Annotated in this window: 19 protein-coding genes; 6 read left to right on the forward strand and 13 right to left on the reverse strand. The window is 40.2% G+C overall.

Translation table 11 applies throughout. The annotated features are described in order from the left end of the window. Position 1 precedes the first annotated feature (1 nt). The 9 genes from J2Y37_RS04995 to ispH form a co-directional block, all read right to left on the reverse strand. Complete coding sequence (locus J2Y37_RS04995) at positions 2–175, reverse strand: hypothetical protein (RefSeq protein WP_349032080.1); 174 nt, start codon at positions 173–175, stop codon at positions 2–4. Between the two features lie 326 nt (positions 176–501). Beyond that, positions 502–957, reverse strand: a complete 456-nt coding sequence (locus tag J2Y37_RS05000) for a prepilin-type N-terminal cleavage/methylation domain-containing protein (RefSeq protein WP_004673148.1) — start codon at positions 955–957, stop codon at positions 502–504. A 2-nt stretch (positions 958–959) separates the two neighbouring features. Then, positions 960–1,529: a type IV pilin protein gene (locus tag J2Y37_RS05005; protein ID WP_349032081.1), complete on the reverse strand. Its 570-nt coding sequence runs from the start codon at positions 1,527–1,529 to the stop codon at positions 960–962. Beyond that, entirely contained in the window at positions 1,517–5,656 is a 4,140-nt protein-coding gene (locus J2Y37_RS05010) for a PilC/PilY family type IV pilus protein (protein WP_349032082.1), read from the reverse strand. The genes J2Y37_RS05005 and J2Y37_RS05010 overlap by 13 nt, the downstream gene beginning before the upstream one ends. A 16-nt stretch (positions 5,657–5,672) precedes the next feature. After that, positions 5,673–6,503, reverse strand: coding sequence for a PilX N-terminal domain-containing pilus assembly protein (locus J2Y37_RS05015; RefSeq protein ID WP_349032083.1), 831 nt, complete (start codon positions 6,501–6,503; stop codon positions 5,673–5,675). After that, positions 6,503–7,507, reverse strand: coding sequence for a PilW family protein (locus J2Y37_RS05020; RefSeq protein WP_004673159.1), 1,005 nt, complete (start codon positions 7,505–7,507; stop codon positions 6,503–6,505). Before J2Y37_RS05020 ends, J2Y37_RS05015 begins: the two co-directional genes overlap by 1 nt. Continuing rightward, positions 7,507–8,049, reverse strand: coding sequence for a type IV pilus modification protein PilV (pilV, locus tag J2Y37_RS05025; RefSeq protein WP_349032084.1), 543 nt, complete (start codon positions 8,047–8,049; stop codon positions 7,507–7,509). Before pilV ends, J2Y37_RS05020 begins: the two co-directional genes overlap by 1 nt. Then, positions 8,049–8,537 (reverse strand): GspH/FimT family pseudopilin, encoded by a 489-nt coding sequence (locus tag J2Y37_RS05030; protein ID WP_349032085.1) that lies wholly within the window; start codon positions 8,535–8,537, stop codon positions 8,049–8,051. Before J2Y37_RS05030 ends, pilV begins: the two co-directional genes overlap by 1 nt. A 141-nt stretch (positions 8,538–8,678) precedes the next feature. Next, positions 8,679–9,629 carry a 4-hydroxy-3-methylbut-2-enyl diphosphate reductase gene (ispH, locus tag J2Y37_RS05035; protein WP_005193841.1) on the reverse strand — a complete coding sequence of 317 codons (951 nt, stop codon included), beginning with the start codon at positions 9,627–9,629 and terminating at the stop codon, positions 8,679–8,681. A 101-nt stretch (positions 9,630–9,730) separates the two neighbouring features. Between ispH and gmk the strand changes: the two genes are divergently transcribed. The 6 genes from gmk (at position 9,731) to bfr (ending at position 14,649) form a co-directional block, all read left to right on the forward strand. Beyond that, positions 9,731–10,354, forward strand: coding sequence for a guanylate kinase (gene gmk, locus J2Y37_RS05040; RefSeq protein ID WP_004673167.1), 624 nt, complete (start codon positions 9,731–9,733; stop codon positions 10,352–10,354). A gap of 70 nt (positions 10,355–10,424) precedes the next feature. Next, the gene (rpoZ, locus tag J2Y37_RS05045) at positions 10,425–10,703 is read left to right on the forward strand and encodes a DNA-directed RNA polymerase subunit omega (RefSeq protein WP_004673169.1); all 279 of its coding nucleotides are present in this window, start codon (positions 10,425–10,427) and stop codon (positions 10,701–10,703) included. A gap of 234 nt (positions 10,704–10,937) precedes the next feature. After that, positions 10,938–13,046 (forward strand): HD domain-containing protein, encoded by a 2,109-nt coding sequence (locus tag J2Y37_RS05050; RefSeq protein WP_005193844.1) that lies wholly within the window; start codon positions 10,938–10,940, stop codon positions 13,044–13,046. A gap of 104 nt (positions 13,047–13,150) precedes the next feature. Beyond that, complete coding sequence (locus J2Y37_RS05055) at positions 13,151–13,531, forward strand: RidA family protein (protein ID WP_349032086.1); 381 nt, start codon at positions 13,151–13,153, stop codon at positions 13,529–13,531. A 179-nt stretch (positions 13,532–13,710) separates the two neighbouring features. Continuing rightward, positions 13,711–13,905 carry a bacterioferritin-associated ferredoxin gene (locus tag J2Y37_RS05060; protein WP_004673176.1) on the forward strand — a complete coding sequence of 65 codons (195 nt, stop codon included), beginning with the start codon at positions 13,711–13,713 and terminating at the stop codon, positions 13,903–13,905. Positions 13,906–14,184: 279 nt separating this feature from the next. After that, entirely contained in the window at positions 14,185–14,649 is a 465-nt protein-coding gene (gene bfr, locus J2Y37_RS05065) for a bacterioferritin (RefSeq protein ID WP_004673178.1), read from the forward strand. Positions 14,650–14,698: 49 nt separating this feature from the next. On the opposite strand, the gene J2Y37_RS05070 is transcribed toward bfr, so the two are convergent. From J2Y37_RS05070 to J2Y37_RS05085, 4 genes are all read right to left on the reverse strand, one after another. Further along, positions 14,699–16,336 (reverse strand): Wzy polymerase domain-containing protein, encoded by a 1,638-nt coding sequence (locus J2Y37_RS05070; RefSeq protein ID WP_349032087.1) that lies wholly within the window; start codon positions 16,334–16,336, stop codon positions 14,699–14,701. Between the two features lie 308 nt (positions 16,337–16,644). Further along, on the reverse strand, positions 16,645–17,088 hold the full coding sequence (locus J2Y37_RS05075; RefSeq protein ID WP_349032088.1) for a pilin: 444 nt from the start codon (positions 17,086–17,088) through the stop codon (positions 16,645–16,647). A 147-nt stretch (positions 17,089–17,235) separates the two neighbouring features. Then, positions 17,236–17,970, reverse strand: coding sequence for a TfpX/TfpZ family type IV pilin accessory protein (gene tfpZ / locus J2Y37_RS05080; RefSeq protein ID WP_349032089.1), 735 nt, complete (start codon positions 17,968–17,970; stop codon positions 17,236–17,238). 197 nt (positions 17,971–18,167) lie between these two features. Next, positions 18,168–18,674 (reverse strand): pilin, encoded by a 507-nt coding sequence (locus J2Y37_RS05085; RefSeq protein ID WP_349032090.1) that lies wholly within the window; start codon positions 18,672–18,674, stop codon positions 18,168–18,170. Positions 18,675–18,815 lie beyond the last annotated feature (141 nt).

Raw genomic sequence — 18,815 nt, forward strand, 5'->3', positions numbered from 1 at the left:
ATCAATTCAAATAACGTAAATCCTGAGCGAGGATAAACAAAGTATAACTTTGTCTGAGCGCAAGACGAAGAACATTGCTCGAAATGACATAGCTCACATCGAGCAATGCTCGATCCAGCTGCAAGACGAGAAGCTCTGCTTCGAGTAAGAGGCGAAGCGTTAAGCTTGGAATCACATACTTGTTGCATATCGCCCTCCATATGCACAATTTTTATAGTTTTGATTTATGTTCTAATGTTTAATTATCAATTTCCTACCAAACCGTAATGAAATCTATTTTTTATGGATGAAAGGTAGATATTGTCAGATAACTGCAAAATTATTAAATACAAATCAATTTTTATTAAATTAAGGATAAATAAATCACAGAATTAAGCTTATTTTTAGTTCACAAAACAATCACAGCATTAAAAAATCAACCTAACTCACGCTATAAAAAGCAGAAAAGCAAATACCTTTCGATATTTGCTTTTCTTGAAGATAGGGTGCTTTATGATGGAATTAACGACCATCCCAATTTGAAGTTGCGGATAGTGCGCATACCGTTGCCGCTTTTTCCCAATATTTTTGTCCTTGATCATTCAAGCAAATTACACCATTACCAGCTTGTAATGTTCCTGCTTTAGGTGTTGCAATTAGCAACCAAGTTCTAACTCTTGCAGAGGCTGCGGTAAGAGCCACGCCATCCACATCAGTCAATACGATATCATATAGCGGCTGTGCTCTAGGTATTGTCGTTGCACCATAAATATTTGTTGCTGTTCGTCCTGCATAGCTATTATTTGCCATTTTAAACGTTGCCAAATTACGTGCTATTTGCAACATTTCAGCCTGCGCATCTGTACGCTGTACTCGAACTTTATAGCCTGTATATGCTGGATAAGCGATCGCCGCCAATACGCCAATAATCGCAACGACAATCATAAGCTCAATGAGGGTAAAACCTTTTTTATACACGATTACCAGTCCTCCCTTCCTGTTGCTTCCGTACCACACCCTTCATCTGTAACATTTAATTTTGTTTTATTTTTACAACGTACTCCAGCACTGGTCATTAACAAATCATAGTTTCTAACGTCGTTCGTTCTCGCAATCATAACCCAATTACGGGCCCTAATCGCGGGAGCGGTAGTATCCGTTAACAATCTTGTTGGTGCTTCTGCATCTGTGATTGTAATTGTATATTTAATCGCTGAACTCGCTGCTCCTCTTGGTAAAGTCACTGAGTTCATTGGCCCCACGACGTTATAAATAAAATTCGGGTCAAAGCTTCGATAAGTAAAGTTTTTTGCTTTATGACGCTCTAATTGTTCTGCAATCTTTTGCATTTCTTGTTGCGCCATAGCGACATTAGCTCGTCTCACATATTCCTGATAACTCGGAATTGCTATTGCAGCAAATATCGCAACGATAACAACAACGATCATCAACTCAATTAGAGTAAACCCTTTAGCATAACCCTCTTTCAACCGACGAAGCGTTCTCGTCGATTGAAAGATTTTTGTATTTCCTTGCGTTATTTTTTCCATCTTTCATACCATCGAGTTGGATTAATCGTCGGAATACAATTCCAAATTCCATTCCCCTTTTCATTCCCAGCAATAGAGAAATCAGGACATGGATTTGTTGCTGTTGGTTTTTTAATTGGCACTGGCGTCAAGCCAACAATTCCCCCGCCGATCACATTTTTATTACACTCAGCGACATTTGGCGGGCAGTCTTCCGTTGTCGTTTGAAAGCCAGTACCACCTTCTCGTGCAGAATTCACTGTACCATCCGTCTTGAGACACACACCATAAGGTAAGCAAAAGCGTTGACTATCTGTTTCACCAATCACACGAGGTTTACATGGGTCTTGTTGTGCAATACCTGTACCTTGTGGGTCATAAACAGGGACAATCAAGTTACCTGTTAATGCAATCGGCTCTTCAAATGCTTTCATACCACCAGCTACACGGAAACTATTATCCGCTCTTTCGATACCATTACTGTTACTAGACAGCGAACGATACCAACCGTCTTTGGTAGCCGATGCACCAACAAATGCACCGATAATATTACCTGTCAACAATTGTGGATTTTTTTGCAAATGCGAGAGATTTTTATTCTCTGTATCCAATGTTGGTGTGCCACTAATCAAGTCTGACTTAATAAAATCACGATCGATAACACCATACACATTATTGACTAAGCGATCATTTAAAGCATTCACTGGGGACATTCCATCACGCCCTCGCAATGGATAAACATCTAATGGTGTACTCCGATTACCAGATGCAAGACCAATCAACATAAAAGTCTCAGCGCCTTGATCATGAATCGTCACCGTTGGGGCCTTATAGAAACGTGGATTTTTTCCTTGATCTAAAGCAGTACCACTTTCTGTGGTTGCAAGATTTGCCAAACGTACGACACGTTTACCAAAATTTGCTGTTGTTGTTCCAACCGCATTATTTAAATCTGCACGGAAGACCTGCCCTCCCAAATCCCCAAAATAAAGATGATCAATCAATCCATCCGCGTTTCGGTCAATCGCACTGACACGACTCACAATACTATGCTTCATATTTATATTATTGGTATTTGCCCCAGTATTACTCGCCCACCATAAGCGCTCACCTGTTTTTGCATCAATGATATAAACTGCATTACCTTTAGCAGTATCACTGCCAGTCAAAGTAAAGGTTGGGCTCTCATAACGTGCATCGTAACCACCACCCACGATCATCACGCGCTTAATCACATTGTTATGACGAATATTCGCAATGATAGGTTTAGACCATGATTGACCCATACGGCTATAATTACTTTGATCACTGCCAACCCTAAATAACAGTTTAGGTTTTTTAGGGTTTAAAACATCCAGACCATAATAACTCTCTCCGCCCATACGCAATCCACCGTACACATTCATCTGGCGTGCTTGTACTTTACTTACATCTGTCGCATTTGTTGCTTTCTGAGATTTGTATAATGCATCTGCAACCCATTCGCCATCTACACCGTGTACAGGGGCCTTATTATCACTTGCACCTTTAACTAATGCTTTAGACGCAATGTTACTTCTCAATAACTCAGATGGAACAAACACCATTTGTTCCACACCTGTCGTGCTATCTACTAGATGTAAACCACCATCCATCGTACCGTATAAGATAGATTGTTCACGAGTACTCGTGAGTTGACCTGAGGCATCCAATGTTCCCGAATATGTCAATTGCACAGGAAATGAGTGTACACTTCCGCCCATTGCCAAATGGGGTGCATTTGGTGTGGTCAATGTTGCGGGCAAATCTGTGGCGACCTCATCTAAAGGCACACTAAAACCTAAATAATTTAAGAGTTTTTGCTTAACAAAAATCGGAAAGTCTTTAAGCGTATTTTGCTCTGTAAACTGTTTTAGTACATATGCCGCAACACCAGTAGTTGGAATATCACCATCCGCATCCCCAACAGGAATACTCAACAAATCACCGCTATCATCTTTACTGGTTAAATCAGCACCACCGTTCACAGTTACGTTGGTGAATAAGCGTCTTAATGCATTTGGTCTTGCTGCATAGGCGTACTGTTTTGGCTCTACAGACAAATTTTCTATTTGACCTAAAATCGGCATCGGCACACGAGAAAGCGCCCCACCTAAATTAATAATGCCACCATCTGTATAGCTTTTTCCATCATAGACAGCACTACTATTCCATAAGTCTGTTGTGGTTTTATTAAATGCACCTTTTGAGTCATACACCAGTGTTGTACCGTTTGCACCTGCAAATGCGCCTGCATTCGCACCAGTCAAGACCACCTTATAGCGCTTTAAATTACCTGCCCAAATCATATTATTACTTTGTGGATTTGGCTCTAAGGCACGTAAATAACCATAAGGCTGTAATCCCGATGGACTCAATGCATCCGCAGGTACAGAGATCGCACCTGTAGTTAACGGTTCAAGCGGCGCTTTACCCAAATTATCAAGAAAGGCAATTACACTAGTTGTAACACCTTCAGCGGTTTGTGTTGGGAAAAAACCACCATTCCCATAACCAGGTGATGCCACTGCATTCGCTCCTTGATTCGGAGAACAGGCATCATCACCATTACGATCACTTTGAGTACGAGAACTTAATTTACAAGCATTTATCGCATCGGTACTACTTAAACTATTCAAATCTGCACCAAATCCTACGAAAGCCGTTTGAATTGGAACATTTACTGGATTGGTTGCATTATCAACAATACTCTGAATCACACCGCCATTAAATAATCTTTTGGCATAATTACTTATACAATGCCAATCTCGAGTACTACTTAATGCCCCCGATGCTGAACAATCAAAACTGTTACTATTTAAACTTGCGTTCATCACAGAATTGAGAGTTGCGTCATCTTTCTCTGTTGGAATACCATCTGAAAGAATATATACCCCTTGACCATCACAACTGACTCTATCAGCGACATCAGGTAATGGTGAAGCATAACTAAGTAGATCATTTTTTTTAGAACCTGATACTGAATTGCTAAATCCACTATATGAATTGGCACCCAATTGCATTTCATTCATATAAGAATATACAACACCAGAAATGGTTTCTGTGCCATCCCCACTAAAATTTGTAGGTGCTATTGTCCCTAAATTTGTCCAATAGGCAGAGCTTGTACTTGTACGGTAACTTGTATTCCCAGAACCGCAATGTTGAACCCCATCAGTAAAATTAGTTGTACGCCAACTAACGCATTGATAATAGGTGTCAGTAAAAGTAGTTAGGGACGTTGAAGCAATATACCCACCACTATAACTAGCATTCATATAACACCGATTATAGTTAGGTCTTTTATATAAATAAGGGGAACTCAAACATACTTGATCTGTAGCTGAAGTAGTCACTTTTTTATAAATATCTTTTTTTATTTCAGCAGGACTAGTAGTTGTGGTTCCCATTAGATACGCTGCCGCTTCAGCATATGCAGCAGCTGTAGGCGTCCCACCTGATGCACTTAGACCTGAAATCTCTTGTTTTAAAAGATTTCGGTGCGCAGAACCGACAACACCTAACTCACTAGCAGGCACAAGAATTTGCCCACTATTACCATCACCATTTGCTGAATAATTACCTAACCCGACACGAGCAATATCAAGTTTTGGATCATTACTATTTAAGAAAGCAAACATACCATCTTTTAGACGTGTTAAACGATCATAGCAACGATATCCTGTAATTGTATTGCTGCTATTTCTTTGTGCTTCGCAGCCAGATGTTGTATTGCGAATTGCTGTGGTTGAGTCACCAGTAGAATAATAACAAAAGTTACGTCTATATGAATAAGGTGCTGGAGAATCAACATAATAGTTTTGTTTACTGGTAAAAGTACTTCGAGAGTTGCCATCAACAGGTGTTTGATTACAGCTTGAGGTAATACCATAATCTCTAAAACTATAACCAGTCGCACTATTTGGTCCCATAGATCCAGATGTATCAAGCATCATGACAATGGTTTTTTTACCTGCTGTCGGCATTGCATAAATCTGCATATCACTGGCTTGTGCAACTGATGCCGCTACCAGCATTGTCCCTGTAAATGCCCAAACAAACGACGCACCATATGAAAAACGGTGAACATAATGCTGGAAATCTAACCTATTTCTTTGTGTTTTCATCATCATTCTCCCCATTTATTTATTCTGGTGCTTCGTCTTCGACGTAGCGTGTCATCAGATCAATCTCTTGAACTTGTGTATTTACGGGAATGCCATAATCACGCAAACAATCCGCAACTGTTCGCTTAGTTTGTAAACCATCATCGACATTGTCGTTGATATACCCCACCTCACTGCCATTACCAATACATTCTTCTTGTACTGCCGCTAAATTGGTACTCGAATAATTGGGCAAAATTGCGGTTGAGGTGATGCGAACTCGTCCATCGACCTTACCTTGCTGAACTTTAGCGTCTTTGCTCAAATCTGTATTTCGCGCCAAATCTGCCCCAGGTGTGGCATCATTTGCTGCATTGATATATTTCACTGCAACTTGGGTCACGACTGCCTCACGCGCACTGCCAAAGTCCTGCTCTAGATTACAAAAACCACTGCGATTACTTTCAGACGTATCTACTGTTGCCTTGGTATTGTCCAAAGCAGTTGCCGCTGGTGGAACCAAAACTGTTACATCGAGGATACTGCCGACTCGTAGAGCTTCAGTAGGGCGATAACAGAAAATATATTCCCGACCATGACTCAAAGGATCTTTTTGATCATCGATCACCTTACCAACGACATTCATAACCGAGGTAATATCCTTATAATTGGTTCGATTTAAGAAATAGTTAGTCGGTGTATCACTGGTTTGTAATAGCAATTGTCCTATTTGACTGTTGGTTGCAATATTCAGTGAGGTCATAGCTACACGTATTGCAACGACGCCAATGATCGTCACAACAAGCAAAATGATTAAGACAACGATCAGTGTTGCACCACGTTGTTGGCGATAGGGTTGTTTTAAGCCCATTATTTTTCTCCCAACCCATTTCTAAATGTGACGACAGTGCTATATACACGGCGAGCAAAACGAGTATTAGTGTCAGTAAGTGCGACATTTTGGTTTAACAGATCAATTCGTCTAGACAAATCAATTGCGTTATTCCGAGTGTTATCTGTTGAACGTACCAATACTGCTAATTTGACTGAAACAATTCGAGGTGGGACAGTGGGTATAGCTGCCGCATGAGCAGCAGCGGCCATCGTACGGTATTGATTAATTGTGTAATACGCCATATTACCTGTTGAGTCCTTAGTCCCAACCTGCACCACGAAATGATCAACTCGAGGCATAATTAACTCACCAGCCCCACCGAACCCTGTAATGGATGTCGGTTTTGCAACGGCTGCTGTGCCTGCTGGCGTTGGTCTATTTGCATCACAAGCCAATCCGTAATCCGTGCCCGTCGTTAAAGCCGCATTTGCACGTCTTAAAAAATATCGCTGAATGACGTAATCACCTGCTTGTACATTTTCCCCTTCACAATTCACCATCGCATTCGGTGCAACAAACTGAATGGTTAATTGGTCACTTTCGACATCAACGTTCGACAAACCTTGCCATTCATGTAAAGTGGTACTGAGTGTATCGCCAGTCCCAATACTGTGACTTAATAGCCCCTTTGAAATAAAAGGTGCTGTGGCAGGAATAGGTAAGTTTGCATTAGAGGTTGTTGCATCTATAGCGGTCAATACAATTCCGCCCCATGGCGTCTGGTCATTCAACTCTGGGAAAGCTGTATTTATATAATTCGCCAAACGAATATCACGTGCGACATAATCTAAACCAAAGACACCACTATTTTGCAGTTCAGCATTTGCTTCTTGCATACGAGAAGCAAGAAATCCACCCGTAAAAAGCTGCACAGCAGCGGCAGTCACAAGCAAACCCAACGCCAACGCCACCATCAATTCAATGAGGGTAAAACCTTGCTGATGTATCGGCTTCGAATCAACATAATGTGGAGTTTTCATTAATAGACCTCCATCATTAAGCAACTTGAGCGATTCACATACACACCTGTTGCTCCCATACATTCACTTACATCCGCAGCTGTATTGGTTGCGCTAAGCTCTGTATCTCCCCATGCAGCAAATAAACATTGCCGTTGTACAGGTGCAGCTATCACGCCTGGACAAGTGTCCATCGTAATATTCATACCAATTTCAAATGCTGTTCGTGCAGCCATAAAAGCGTCATAAGTTGCCATTTGCGTAGGAGTACAGGCAGAGGCGGGATTGAAACACGCGGTACTAGGTGATGTCGGTGTTGCCGTAATATTGGTATAAGCTCTCACAGCCGCAGGATAATTCGTTTGTGCATCGGGGTTTGCACGCATATTTTCAGCCAACCCACGTAAAATGAGCATTCCTTGAGAACGAGCTAATGCCTCACTAGATGCATCTACCGCGCGAAGTTGCAAAATGGTATAGCCTAGAACCCCAACTGCTAATAACAACAAAGCAACCAGTACTTCTACCAGCCCCACACCTTGTTGATGTTTATTAATATTCATTAACACGCCCCTGCAACTTGTCGAACATTGCCTAATCTTGTTACTTCTATTGTTCTGTTTTGAGCTGACTTACAGAAACTAAATGTTTCAGCGGTCGTTGCACTTCCGACATCATTGAACAAAATCATCTCTGCACTGGTAGATTCAATCGCAACTTGAGGGTCGATCTGTACGGAAATAACTCGTGTGTTCTGAACTTCTTGTTGATCCAATGCTGCATAGTTTGGAATCAGAGCTGTCGCACATTTATGTTTATTAAAGTCATCATCCGTATTGGTTCGGTTTAGACATACGGCTACCGTTGTTTTCATCAAAGCTGCTTGTGATTTTGCTTGATTAATCGCAAGTGTGAGTTCACGAGTTGCTGCATTTAATTTTTGTCTCGCCACCATATTGCCAAAACTAGGCACAGCCATCATCGCGACAATCGCCAAAATAGCAATCGTCACCATCAACTCGATTAAGGTGAATCCCCGACCTTTCCCCATTACTTTGTACCAATTTTTTTTAAATTTATTAGCTCTATATTAAATTTTATTTTTACAGAACCAATACAAAGCAGATAAGAACCAAAAAAAAACGGATGGAGTGTAATCCATCCGTTCCTAGTTCACATTTTTCTAATAAAATTAGGCTTGTATCACCTGTATGCGCAGCTCTTTTGGCAGACTAAAGGTAATATTTTCTTCTGTACCTTGTAACTCTTTGGGTGGTGTTGCGCCCCAATCTTGTAAGCGTTGAATCACTTGTTTAATTAAAATTTCAGGCGCTGATGCACCAGCCGTCACACCAATTTTGCTGTCTGCTTTAAACCACGCTTGCTCAAGCTGATCCGCATTATCAACCAAATAAGCAGATTTCCCCATACGCTCAGCCAACTCGCGTAAACGATTTGAATTAGATGAATTCGGAGAGCCAACCACTAAGACTACATCACATTGCTCAGCTAAATCCCGCACCGCATCCTGACGGTTCTGAGTGGCATAACAAATATCATCCTTACGTGGTCCTTGAATCTGCGGAAACTTAAGCCGCAAAGCATCAATCACCTTTGCGGTATCGTCGATTGACAACGTAGTTTGCGTGACAAAAGCAACTTTTTCAGGATGTTTCACCATCAATGCGTCAACATCTTGCTCATCTTCAACCAAATAGATCGCACCACCTTTGGACAGATCGTATTGCCCCATCGTACCTTCAACTTCTGGATGACCTTCATGCCCAATCAGGATCGCTTCTATCCCTTCACGTGCATAGCGAGTGACTTCTATATGAACTTTAGTCACTAATGGGCAAGTTGCATCAAATACTTTTAAGCCACGCTGTTCAGCTTCTATTTGTACGGCCTTAGAAACACCATGCGCGCTAAAAATCACGATCGAATCATCAGGCACTTGATCCAGTTCATCGACAAATACAGCACCACGCTGACGCAAATCATCGACCACAAATTTATTGTGTACCACTTCGTGACGTACATAAATCGGTGGATTAAAACATTCGAGTGCGCGATTGACGATTGCTATAGCACGGTCAACACCAGCACAAAAACCCCGTGGATTGGCTAACACGATTTCCATAACATCCTCTCTCATCATCCGAATATTTATACCAAACTATTTCGTTTAGCGGCACGCTACACTACAATAGCCAAGATATTTTATCATATCAGGAAAGTATCATGTCGGGTCTATTGTTTGTCGTTTCTGCTGCCTCAGGAACAGGCAAAACATCTTTAGTGAAAGCCCTACTCGATCGAGTCAGCAACCTTCATGTTTCAGTCTCGCACACGACTCGCGACCAACGTCCTGGCGAATTAGATGGTGTTCACTATCATTTTACCACTAAAGAAGATTTTTTAGCCCAAGTTGAACAGGGTGGATTTATTGAATACGCAGAAGTCTTTGGCAATTATTATGGAACTTCCCAAGCCACCGTCAAAGCACAACTACAACAAGGTCACGATGTATTATTAGAGATTGACTGGCAAGGTGCTGAGCAAGTTCGTAAACTTTTTCCAGAATCAAAACAAATATTTATACTTCCACCGACCCAGTATGATTTAAGACAACGTCTGTCTAACCGCGGCACAGATTCAGTTGAAGTGATTGAGCATCGCCTCAGTTGTGCAGTCGAGGATATGCGTCATTTTGCTAGTTTTGACTATGTTATTATCAATGATGACTTCAATAAAGCCGTGCACGATCTAGAATCGATTATCAGCGCCAACCGTTTAGTAACATTGCAGCAAAGTAATCGTCATCAACAATTGATCGAGAATTTAATTACGCTCCATCGCGAATAGCTTGAGTCTTACTCAAAAGCCTTTTATACTATTTAGTCATTTCAGATGTATTGTTCAAACGAGACTACTTATGGCACGTGTAACCGTTGAAGATTGTTTAGACCACGTAGATAACCGTTTTGAGTTGGTACTGGTGGCGAGTAAACGTGCACGTCAACTCGCACGTCAAGGAATGGAACCCACTGTAGAATGGGATAATGACAAACCAACCGTCGTTGCTTTACGCGAAATTGCGATGGGTCATGTGACTAAAGACATTTTGAAACAACGCGATCAAGACTACCAAACGTCAAATCTTGATATGGTATTGTCTACAAATTCATTAAACTTAGAAGGTTTTTCTTTCTAAGTCGAATTTACTTTGCATAGAAGCCCATTGTGAAGACACTGGGCTTTTTTGTTTGTTGAAATGTCAGTAGATCCTGTTCTATATTGATAAAAGTAATTTCCTTGATTGGAAAAATTTTCGTTTTTTTCTTCTGAACAAATTGACAAGTTTGGCAATATGCTTTTCATTAGAAGCTAAAGCAAATATCCATAGACGTTATCATTATTGAATTCATGTTATAAAAGGTGTTTTTCTATGCCAGGCGAAGAGGTCAGCCAAGCCAAGCAACAGTTAAAAGTAATTATTGATGCCTATCTCAAAGATAGCGACGTCCTGCGTGTGCTTGCTGCCTGTGATTTTGCCGATTTAGCACATAGCGGTATTACCCGTAAAAGTGGCGAACCCTATGTCTTACACCCTATTGCGGTGAGTTGTATCTTGGCACATATGCGTCTCGATGCAGATACGCTTATGGCTGCACTCTTACATGATGTAATTGAAGACACTGAATTTAGCAAAGATGAAATTGGAGAAAAATTTGGCTTGGTTGTCGCTGAACTTGTCGATGGCGTAACCAAACTCAGCCACTCCAGTGATAAAGAATATAACAAAGCCGCATCTTTCCGAAAAATCTTACAGGCCACCTTACAAGATCCTCGTGTCATTATTATTAAACTCGCAGATCGCTATCATAATATGACCACGCTAGGTGCGCTGCGCCCAGACAAACGAGCTCGGATTGCACAAGAAACTTTTGATATCTTTGTGCCGATGGCACGACTCGTTGGTATGAACGAGATGGCTGATAACTTGGAACATCTGTGTTATCAAAATCTTGATCTCGACATGTTCAATGACATACAAACCGCGCTATTAGAGACCAAACCTAAACGCTGTGAATATCAAACTATTTGGGAACAAAAATTATCTGATTTATTAGAAAGCCATAAAATAAAAGGTCGAATTAAAAAGAAAAATAATAATATCGAATTGCTGCGTCACTTTGTAAAAAATGAAATTGATTTAAATGAACTGAGCCATAGCCACGCCTTTGAAATCGTTTTACAAAGCATTGCGGATTGCGACCGTCTGGTCACAGCATTGAAAGATAATTTTCAAGTTTTACAATATCGAGACCATATTCGCCGCCCTTTACCTGGCGGCAATCAGTCGCTCATGATTAAGCTTAAAGGCGAAAAAACCACACTGTCGCTCACGATTCAAACTGAATTGATGCGTAAAGCCGCACGCTTTGGTGTGGTACTTGGGGAAAATGCACCTCAGGCTTGCCGATCAGCGATTCAAGCTTCTATGCAAAACTTGAACACCTTAATCGACAGTGATTGTGCCAAAACCACATTTAGCGATTTACTTGATTATTTACATCAAGAAAAAATCTGGGTATACACTCCGCATGGACAGTTACATGAACTGCCGCAAGGCGCAACTGTAGTCGACTTCGCTTATTCGGCCAGCTTGTTTCTAGGTAACCATGCTGTGGGTGCCAAAGTGGATGGTGAAATTCGCCCCTTATCCACCCCACTACATAGCGGTCAAGTGGTTGAGATCATTACCGATGTGCTGGCTACACCAAATCCAGATTGGCTGAGCTTTATTAACACGCAAAAAGCGCGTCGTGCATTGCAAAACATGCTCAGAGATCAAGATATTGATGAGCAACGTTTAGTCGGTCAACAAGCACTGAATCGAGCCTTAAAATTATTCCATCGCTCAATCAACGATCTTTCTCAAAATGATTGGATCAATGTTTTAGAGTGGCGACATTTAAGCAGTAAAGATACCTTATTTGAACAGATCGCTGTCGGCGACCTACTGCCTCAATTGGTGGCAAATCACCTATTCGCTCAAGATCAATATTCACATGTTCATGAAACATCAGATCGCTTAATTCTCGGTACTGAAGGCGTAGATGTAAAATATGCGCATTGTTGTAACCCAGTATTGGGAGATCCCATCCAAGGACATTTGTCGCGTCGCGGTTTAATCGTGCATCGCTCACGCTGTCGTAATTTGCTGCACGAACAAAACCAACACCCTGAAAATATCATGCCTTTATACTGGCAATCAGAAGAAATCGATGATGTTCGTTTTAGTGCTTATTTATGTATTCACATGGCCATGAACGATGAACAAATTTCTGATCTGATCTACCAATGTCGTAAGGCAAAGACCGGGGTCGAAATGGTTCACTCACAAGATCAAAAAACCTACGTCAATATTGTAGTGAATAACCGTAAACAACTTGCGCAAATCATTCGAGACTTGCGTATGCATCTGAATTTCCCGCGCATTGAACGTTTGAATATCCCCATCGTCCAACCCGAAGTTGCTAAAGTGGTTTAAAAATCATCTGAAAACGACTCCGCAGTACTCAGTCGTTTCGCAACTGAGCTTTTGTGTTAAAGTCGCGTTGTTTAAGATCGAAAATAAAGACATAGGAGAGCTTAATGTCACGTCAAGTTATTCATACTGAACACGCCCCTGCTGCGATCGGAACATATTCTCAAGCAATTCTAGTTGGCAATACGCTCTATCTTTCAGGTCAAATCGGCTTAGACCCTTATAGTATGGAACTCGTGGATGGCATTGAAGCCCAAATTCGCCGTGTTTTTGACAACCTAAAAGCAGTATGTACTGCTGCTGGCGGTAGCTTAGCGGACATCGCTAAACTCAATATTTTCCTCACCGACCTGTCTCACTTCCAGTTGGTCAATCAGATTATGGGTGAATACTTTGCTCAGCCGTATCCAGCACGTGCCGCGCTTGGTGTAGCTAGCCTACCCAAAGATGCACTGGTAGAAATGGACGGTATTGTGATTATTCCATAATTTTTAATTCATATTTTTCAAGAGCATAAATAAAAAACATAGACACCACCGATAAGGTGGTGTTTTTTTATTCAAATTCCCAATAAGAATCCATCCGCTATTCGAATGAAATTCATTGACAAACGATAACAATTATCAATAATATCAATTATCGCATTTATATTTGTGAATAGTCTGCCATGTATGTCTGTTTATGTCGTGGAATCACCGATCAAGATATCAAAGATGCCGTTGCTAACGGTACAGAGAGCTATCGTGAAATCCGCGAACAACTTGGCTTAGGAACTTGCTGTGGGCGTTGTGTTCCTGAAGCACGTGCTATTATCAGTGAAGAACTCGCTGAAATCGCTGCACGCATCTCAGTTGCAGCCTGACTTATTTAGACCTTAAAACAAATTCCATTCGTCTTTACGACTCCACCGCTTCTTGTCGAACCTTAACCACTCTTCATCTAAGCGGTTTTTTTATAAAAATAAATAATAGACGTAAATTACCTTACACTGCTCACCACTCGTTGAGCGCCTAACTCCTCATGATTGTGATTTTCATTTGCCGTTCCATAAATTACTCGCCATAGCCCTCTTTGTTGATTAAAATCATATAAATTGCCTTAGTTGTTAGGGCATCAACTTGGTGTTTTATGGAGCAAGGCAATGAAAGGCAATCGTGAAGTGATCAATCAGCTGAATCAGGTGCTTTATCATCATTTAACTGCAATTAACCAATATTTTTTACATTCTCGTATGTTTAATGACTGGGGCATCGAGCAGCTCGGATCAGCTGAATACAAAGAATCTATTCGCCAAATGAAACATGCTGATAAAATCATTGAACGTGTTTTATTTTTAGAAGGTTTGCCCAACTTACAGCATCTCGGCAAATTGTATATCGGTCAGCACACCGAAGAAGTGTTGAATTGTGATATTCGCAAAGTTAAAGAAAATATCGCGACGATTCAGCAAGCAGTTGAGCTTGCTGAGGTTGAGCAGGATTATGTAACACGCGATTTAGTCCAAGAAATCTTAGAAAAAGAAGAAGAATATCTAGACTGGCTCGATACTCAACTTGATTTAGTCGAAAAAGTTGGCATCGAAAACTATATTCAAAGTCAAATTTAAGAAACAAAAAAATCCCTTTCAAGAATTTGAAAGGGATTTTTTATCGCTGTTACTTTTTGGACTGACCGATCACTTGCTCTAAAGTCAGTTGCTTTTTATAAAGCCGATTCCAAATCTCAATATATTGCTGTGCTTCAGCCTCTCTACCATTATATGCCAGCAACTGCGCATATTTTTTCAGATTAAACGGTGTTGCTTTATTCTTCACCATTTTGCCGATCATCATTAACTCATGCTCAGACATCCCCGTATTCGGTGAGAGTGCTATCCAATTGAGACGCCACTCAAACTGAGTTAATAATAGAATTTCTGAACTACCTAGAACACGAGCAGTTGGTGGCTTTTTCGCAAAAACCAAACGGCTATTGTCTTGATAGAGCTTATAGTCGCGCCAAATCATCAGAAGCACAATAAGACTCAACACCCAAACACAACGGATAATATTTTTATGTATTTCGATGCCTTTTAAATTCGGCGTTTGCGACTGAATCAGACCCAATAAGAAGCCCAATGGCAATAAGAAATAAGCATAACGCTGCGGAAACTCAAGCATGGCATGAATCAGAATCGCAACGACCATCAACATCGCAATAATTGAAACAGTCTCTTTACTGCGTTGATTTAACCAAAATAGCCACAGGGTGATATAGCCAATAATCAAAAGACCCAGTGGAATACCATTCCAAACCAGTAAGTCCAATAAAATATTATGCGAGCTATTAAACCAAACCTGTACCGTATTGAACTGAAGACTCTCCACCACTGCCACACTGGTTTGATTCCATCCATAGCCCCACCACGGCTGTTCTGCGATCGCATAAAGGATTTGCATCCACATTCCTAAACGCTCATGTCCTCGGCTCGCCCGATCAACAATAGAAGCAGTCTTGGCCACTTCGGTAAGCTGTTCCGCTGCGATCCATTGCGTCAAGAGTGGTAAAAGGTAACCTGACATCAATACAAAAGTTGCACACCAAAAAATCAGTTTAGGAAAATTCAGACGCGGGCTATTTCTATGTTGTTTATAGATCCAATAAATAAAAACAAAAATAAGTACCAACCACGATGTTCTAGACTGACTTAAACTAATCGCAAATAAAATCAAGAGGCTCGATGGGATCAGCAACCATAAAGCCGCTTTTTGTTTTTCATATAGATAAAGCCCCCCAAACAGTCCCACGATCAGAAAGGTCGCCATATTGTTTGGTTGGCCAAAGTTGGCAAATGGGCGGTTTCCTTTAAGCTGAATCACTGCACTCAAGTTGGATTCGAGTTTCAACCACTGTGCGATTGCCATTAAACTGGTGATCACAGCCGTTGCAAGCACCAGATAACTAAACCCTTGCATCAACTGTTCACGGCGGTTTGGTTGCTGTAGCGACAGGTTAAAACCGAGCAAAATCATTAACCAAAACGTAAATAGGTAAAATGAACTCAGTAACGCAACACTCAGATCTCCAATTAAGCCGAAACTCCATTGTAATATTGGAATCACAACGATAGGCAGCATCCATAACTGCGCTTTAGGCACTTTTATATTTTTATTTAAGGCCAAAGTGAAGAGCGCAATACCCGCAGCAAAACCAGCGAGATCGCTCGAAAAAGTCACCCATGGGTATGTATGAAATGGCGATAGCCACGCAAAGCCAAGTAGAGCACTGGCGAGAAGAAAACAGAGAGCTTGCATAAGGTTAAATAAAAATAAGGCTTCGCGGTAGTATATAACGAAGCCCTTTTATTGATCTTAATTTGGTAGGAAAAACTACATTTTTAATCAAGGAGAATGATCAAGTCTATCTACATCGTTTGATCAGTGGACTCAACTGAGCACCCTTTCCAGCAATTTATTCCCATGGTCTCAAATCCACAATCTTGACTACTTCGCCTGTTTCTTTATTGATTAAAACCGTCATATCTTCTGCTGTGGCTTTAAGTGGCACGAAAGAATCGGCTTGTGGATATTTAACTAAAATTTTCTGTACAGCTTGTTAGTCGTTAAATCCCTTGGCATGCTTTAGGTAGAAACCTTTGTGGAATATTACTAGAGATACACTCCCACTTCACCCCCCCAGCTCCTGAGGTCATTGCAATTTGTATTTGCTTATTTTGTAGAAATGATGAAATCCCAGTATTTGTAAATCGTAATGTAAAAGCACAATTCGCCCCCGTGTATGAACTTATTACAACAGCATTCAAATAACGAGTTCTAATGGCTCCCGTATTATCAAGAGAAAAATCATTTAATGTTGGACAGCGTCCTTGCTCCGCATAAACATTCGCCATCTCCGATTTATAGAACGACGCCATGCTAAATGCTTCGGTGACTTGGGAACGTGCAATATATTCTTGATAAGCTGGCACAGCTGCCACAGCTAAAATCCCCACTATTGCCACAACAACACTGATCTCAATGAGTGTAAATCCATTTTGTCGCTTCATGAGAGTTTCCTAAACTATCCCTCTCGTAAAACTGCATTTTTCATACCAAAAACTAAATATTATTTAAATTCAAACACATAAAAATTTTAAAATTCCCAAAAACTCATATTTTGTTCATAAACAACAATTTTTGTCATTTATCAGACCTTATTTCCAGGGTCTTAAATCTACAATTTTGATTACTTCGCCTTTTTCAGTATTAATAAGAACAGTCATATCAACAGCATTGGCTTTTAATGGAATAAAAGACGTTGCCTGAGGATATTTTTTTAATATTTCTTTCACTGAACCTTGATCATTATATTGATCTAATAAATTAAGATTTTGTGCACGTCTTTGAATATCTACTTTTACCTTAACCAAATCATTATAACGTTCTGGACGCTGCGAAAGAAAAATTCCATTTAAAACTTCATCAAACATTTCTTGCTGTTTTTGCTTAGGATCTTCTGAAAATTGTACAGCCACAAATTTCGGTCCTAACAAAGGTGATTTCTGAAATCCACTTTCAGCTAACATTATATTTTTATGATAGATTTCATTATTTCGAACAACCTCAAACTGATCGACATTGAAAACTATCCATGCAGGGCGTCCTTGCTGAATCGTAAATATTCCATAGACCAATGCAGATAATTGGATCAAAATAATCACTGTTAAATCCATTATTAAGGTTTTTTTGCCTTCTTTATAAACCAACCAACCCAAAACTGGACCAACAATTACATCAATCATCATTAACATTAATAAAATATGAGTTACACCTACAGCCTTAGCTAATGGGAAGGGATACCAAATAATAAAAACTAGCAAAACTACAAATAAAACAATTATGAGTGAAATAGATAAATGACCTAGAAAAAATTTAAGACGTTTTGACATATTGATACTCTATTTCAAATATTCCGATTCATCGAATCTTGACACATTAATTATAGATAATGAATTACATCGAACTGAATAACACAGCTATCCCACTTTGTAGCAAAATTACTTATAAATTGTATTACTAGATTTTATACTTTCTTAATTAAACATAAAAAAAAGACTGGCGAACCAGTCTTTTTCTAATATATTAATTAGTTCTTGCAAGAAGCTGGTAAATATTTAGCTTGGATATCTGTAATATCAGTACCAGTTACAGTTAAACCCGTAGGAACAGAAGCGTAACCACAAACCCAAGTAATGTTATCCGCAGCATCCACAGCTGGGCGAATACTTAAAATATTTTGACCTGTGGCCAAAGCAGTTGCGTTTGCTTTATTGCCATATGTAACATCAATTGAACCTGCCGCGACATCAATTTGTGCAACATAATTACCTTGATGATCTGTAGGAAGCGAACCATCACAACCAGTTTGGTTACCACACATCGTTGCTTCTAAAGTTGCTGGCCAGTTACCTGTTTCTGTAAAAGAATCATTAACTTTAGATTTGATACCACCAGCTAAGTTCATACCTTCCGTAATTTGAGAACGAACTGTATAATCTTGGTATGCAGGAACTGCTATTGCCGCCAAAATACCGATGATCGCAACAACGATCATGAGTTCAATTAAGGTAAAACCCTTTTGCATTGTGTTCATAACATTTCTCCAATGTATAAATTTTTTATAAGCTTTATTCAGCTACTTTGTATTCAGCATGTTTCATGCCAGCTCCTAGCTTAGCCAATTTTAACTTAAAAAAACAGAGACTTAAAACAATATTATACCTGTTCACAATTG

This window comes from Acinetobacter sp. 3657, from assembly GCF_031456775.1.
GTDB lineage: Bacteria > Pseudomonadota > Gammaproteobacteria > Pseudomonadales > Moraxellaceae > Acinetobacter.

Coding starts and splice junctions, on each gene's coding strand:
- J2Y37_RS05085 (WP_349032090.1), bottom strand. CDS start 18,674: ATGAACACAATGCAAAAGGGTTTTACCTTAATTGAACTCATGATCGTT.
- pilV (WP_349032084.1), bottom strand. CDS start 8,049: ATGAATATTAATAAACATCAACAAGGTGTGGGGCTGGTAGAAGTACTG.
- tfpZ (WP_349032089.1), bottom strand. CDS start 17,970: ATGTCAAAACGTCTTAAATTTTTTCTAGGTCATTTATCTATTTCACTC.
- J2Y37_RS05015 (WP_349032083.1), bottom strand. CDS start 6,503: ATGGGCTTAAAACAACCCTATCGCCAACAACGTGGTGCAACACTGATC.
- J2Y37_RS05075 (WP_349032088.1), bottom strand. CDS start 17,088: ATGAAGCGACAAAATGGATTTACACTCATTGAGATCAGTGTTGTTGTG.
- J2Y37_RS05070 (WP_349032087.1), bottom strand. CDS start 16,336: ATGCAAGCTCTCTGTTTTCTTCTCGCCAGTGCTCTACTTGGCTTTGCG.
- J2Y37_RS05005 (WP_349032081.1), bottom strand. CDS start 1,529: ATGGAAAAAATAACGCAAGGAAATACAAAAATCTTTCAATCGACGAGA.
- J2Y37_RS05050 (WP_005193844.1), top strand. CDS start 10,938: ATGCCAGGCGAAGAGGTCAGCCAAGCCAAGCAACAGTTAAAAGTAATT.
- rpoZ (WP_004673169.1), top strand. CDS start 10,425: ATGGCACGTGTAACCGTTGAAGATTGTTTAGACCACGTAGATAACCGT.
- J2Y37_RS05060 (WP_004673176.1), top strand. CDS start 13,711: ATGTATGTCTGTTTATGTCGTGGAATCACCGATCAAGATATCAAAGAT.
- J2Y37_RS05030 (WP_349032085.1), bottom strand. CDS start 8,537: ATGGGGAAAGGTCGGGGATTCACCTTAATCGAGTTGATGGTGACGATT.
- J2Y37_RS05020 (WP_004673159.1), bottom strand. CDS start 7,507: ATGAAAACTCCACATTATGTTGATTCGAAGCCGATACATCAGCAAGGT.
- ispH (WP_005193841.1), bottom strand. CDS start 9,629: ATGGAAATCGTGTTAGCCAATCCACGGGGTTTTTGTGCTGGTGTTGAC.
- J2Y37_RS05010 (WP_349032082.1), bottom strand. CDS start 5,656: ATGATGAAAACACAAAGAAATAGGTTAGATTTCCAGCATTATGTTCAC.
- J2Y37_RS05055 (WP_349032086.1), top strand. CDS start 13,151: ATGTCACGTCAAGTTATTCATACTGAACACGCCCCTGCTGCGATCGGA.
- bfr (WP_004673178.1), top strand. CDS start 14,185: ATGAAAGGCAATCGTGAAGTGATCAATCAGCTGAATCAGGTGCTTTAT.
- gmk (WP_004673167.1), top strand. CDS start 9,731: ATGTCGGGTCTATTGTTTGTCGTTTCTGCTGCCTCAGGAACAGGCAAA.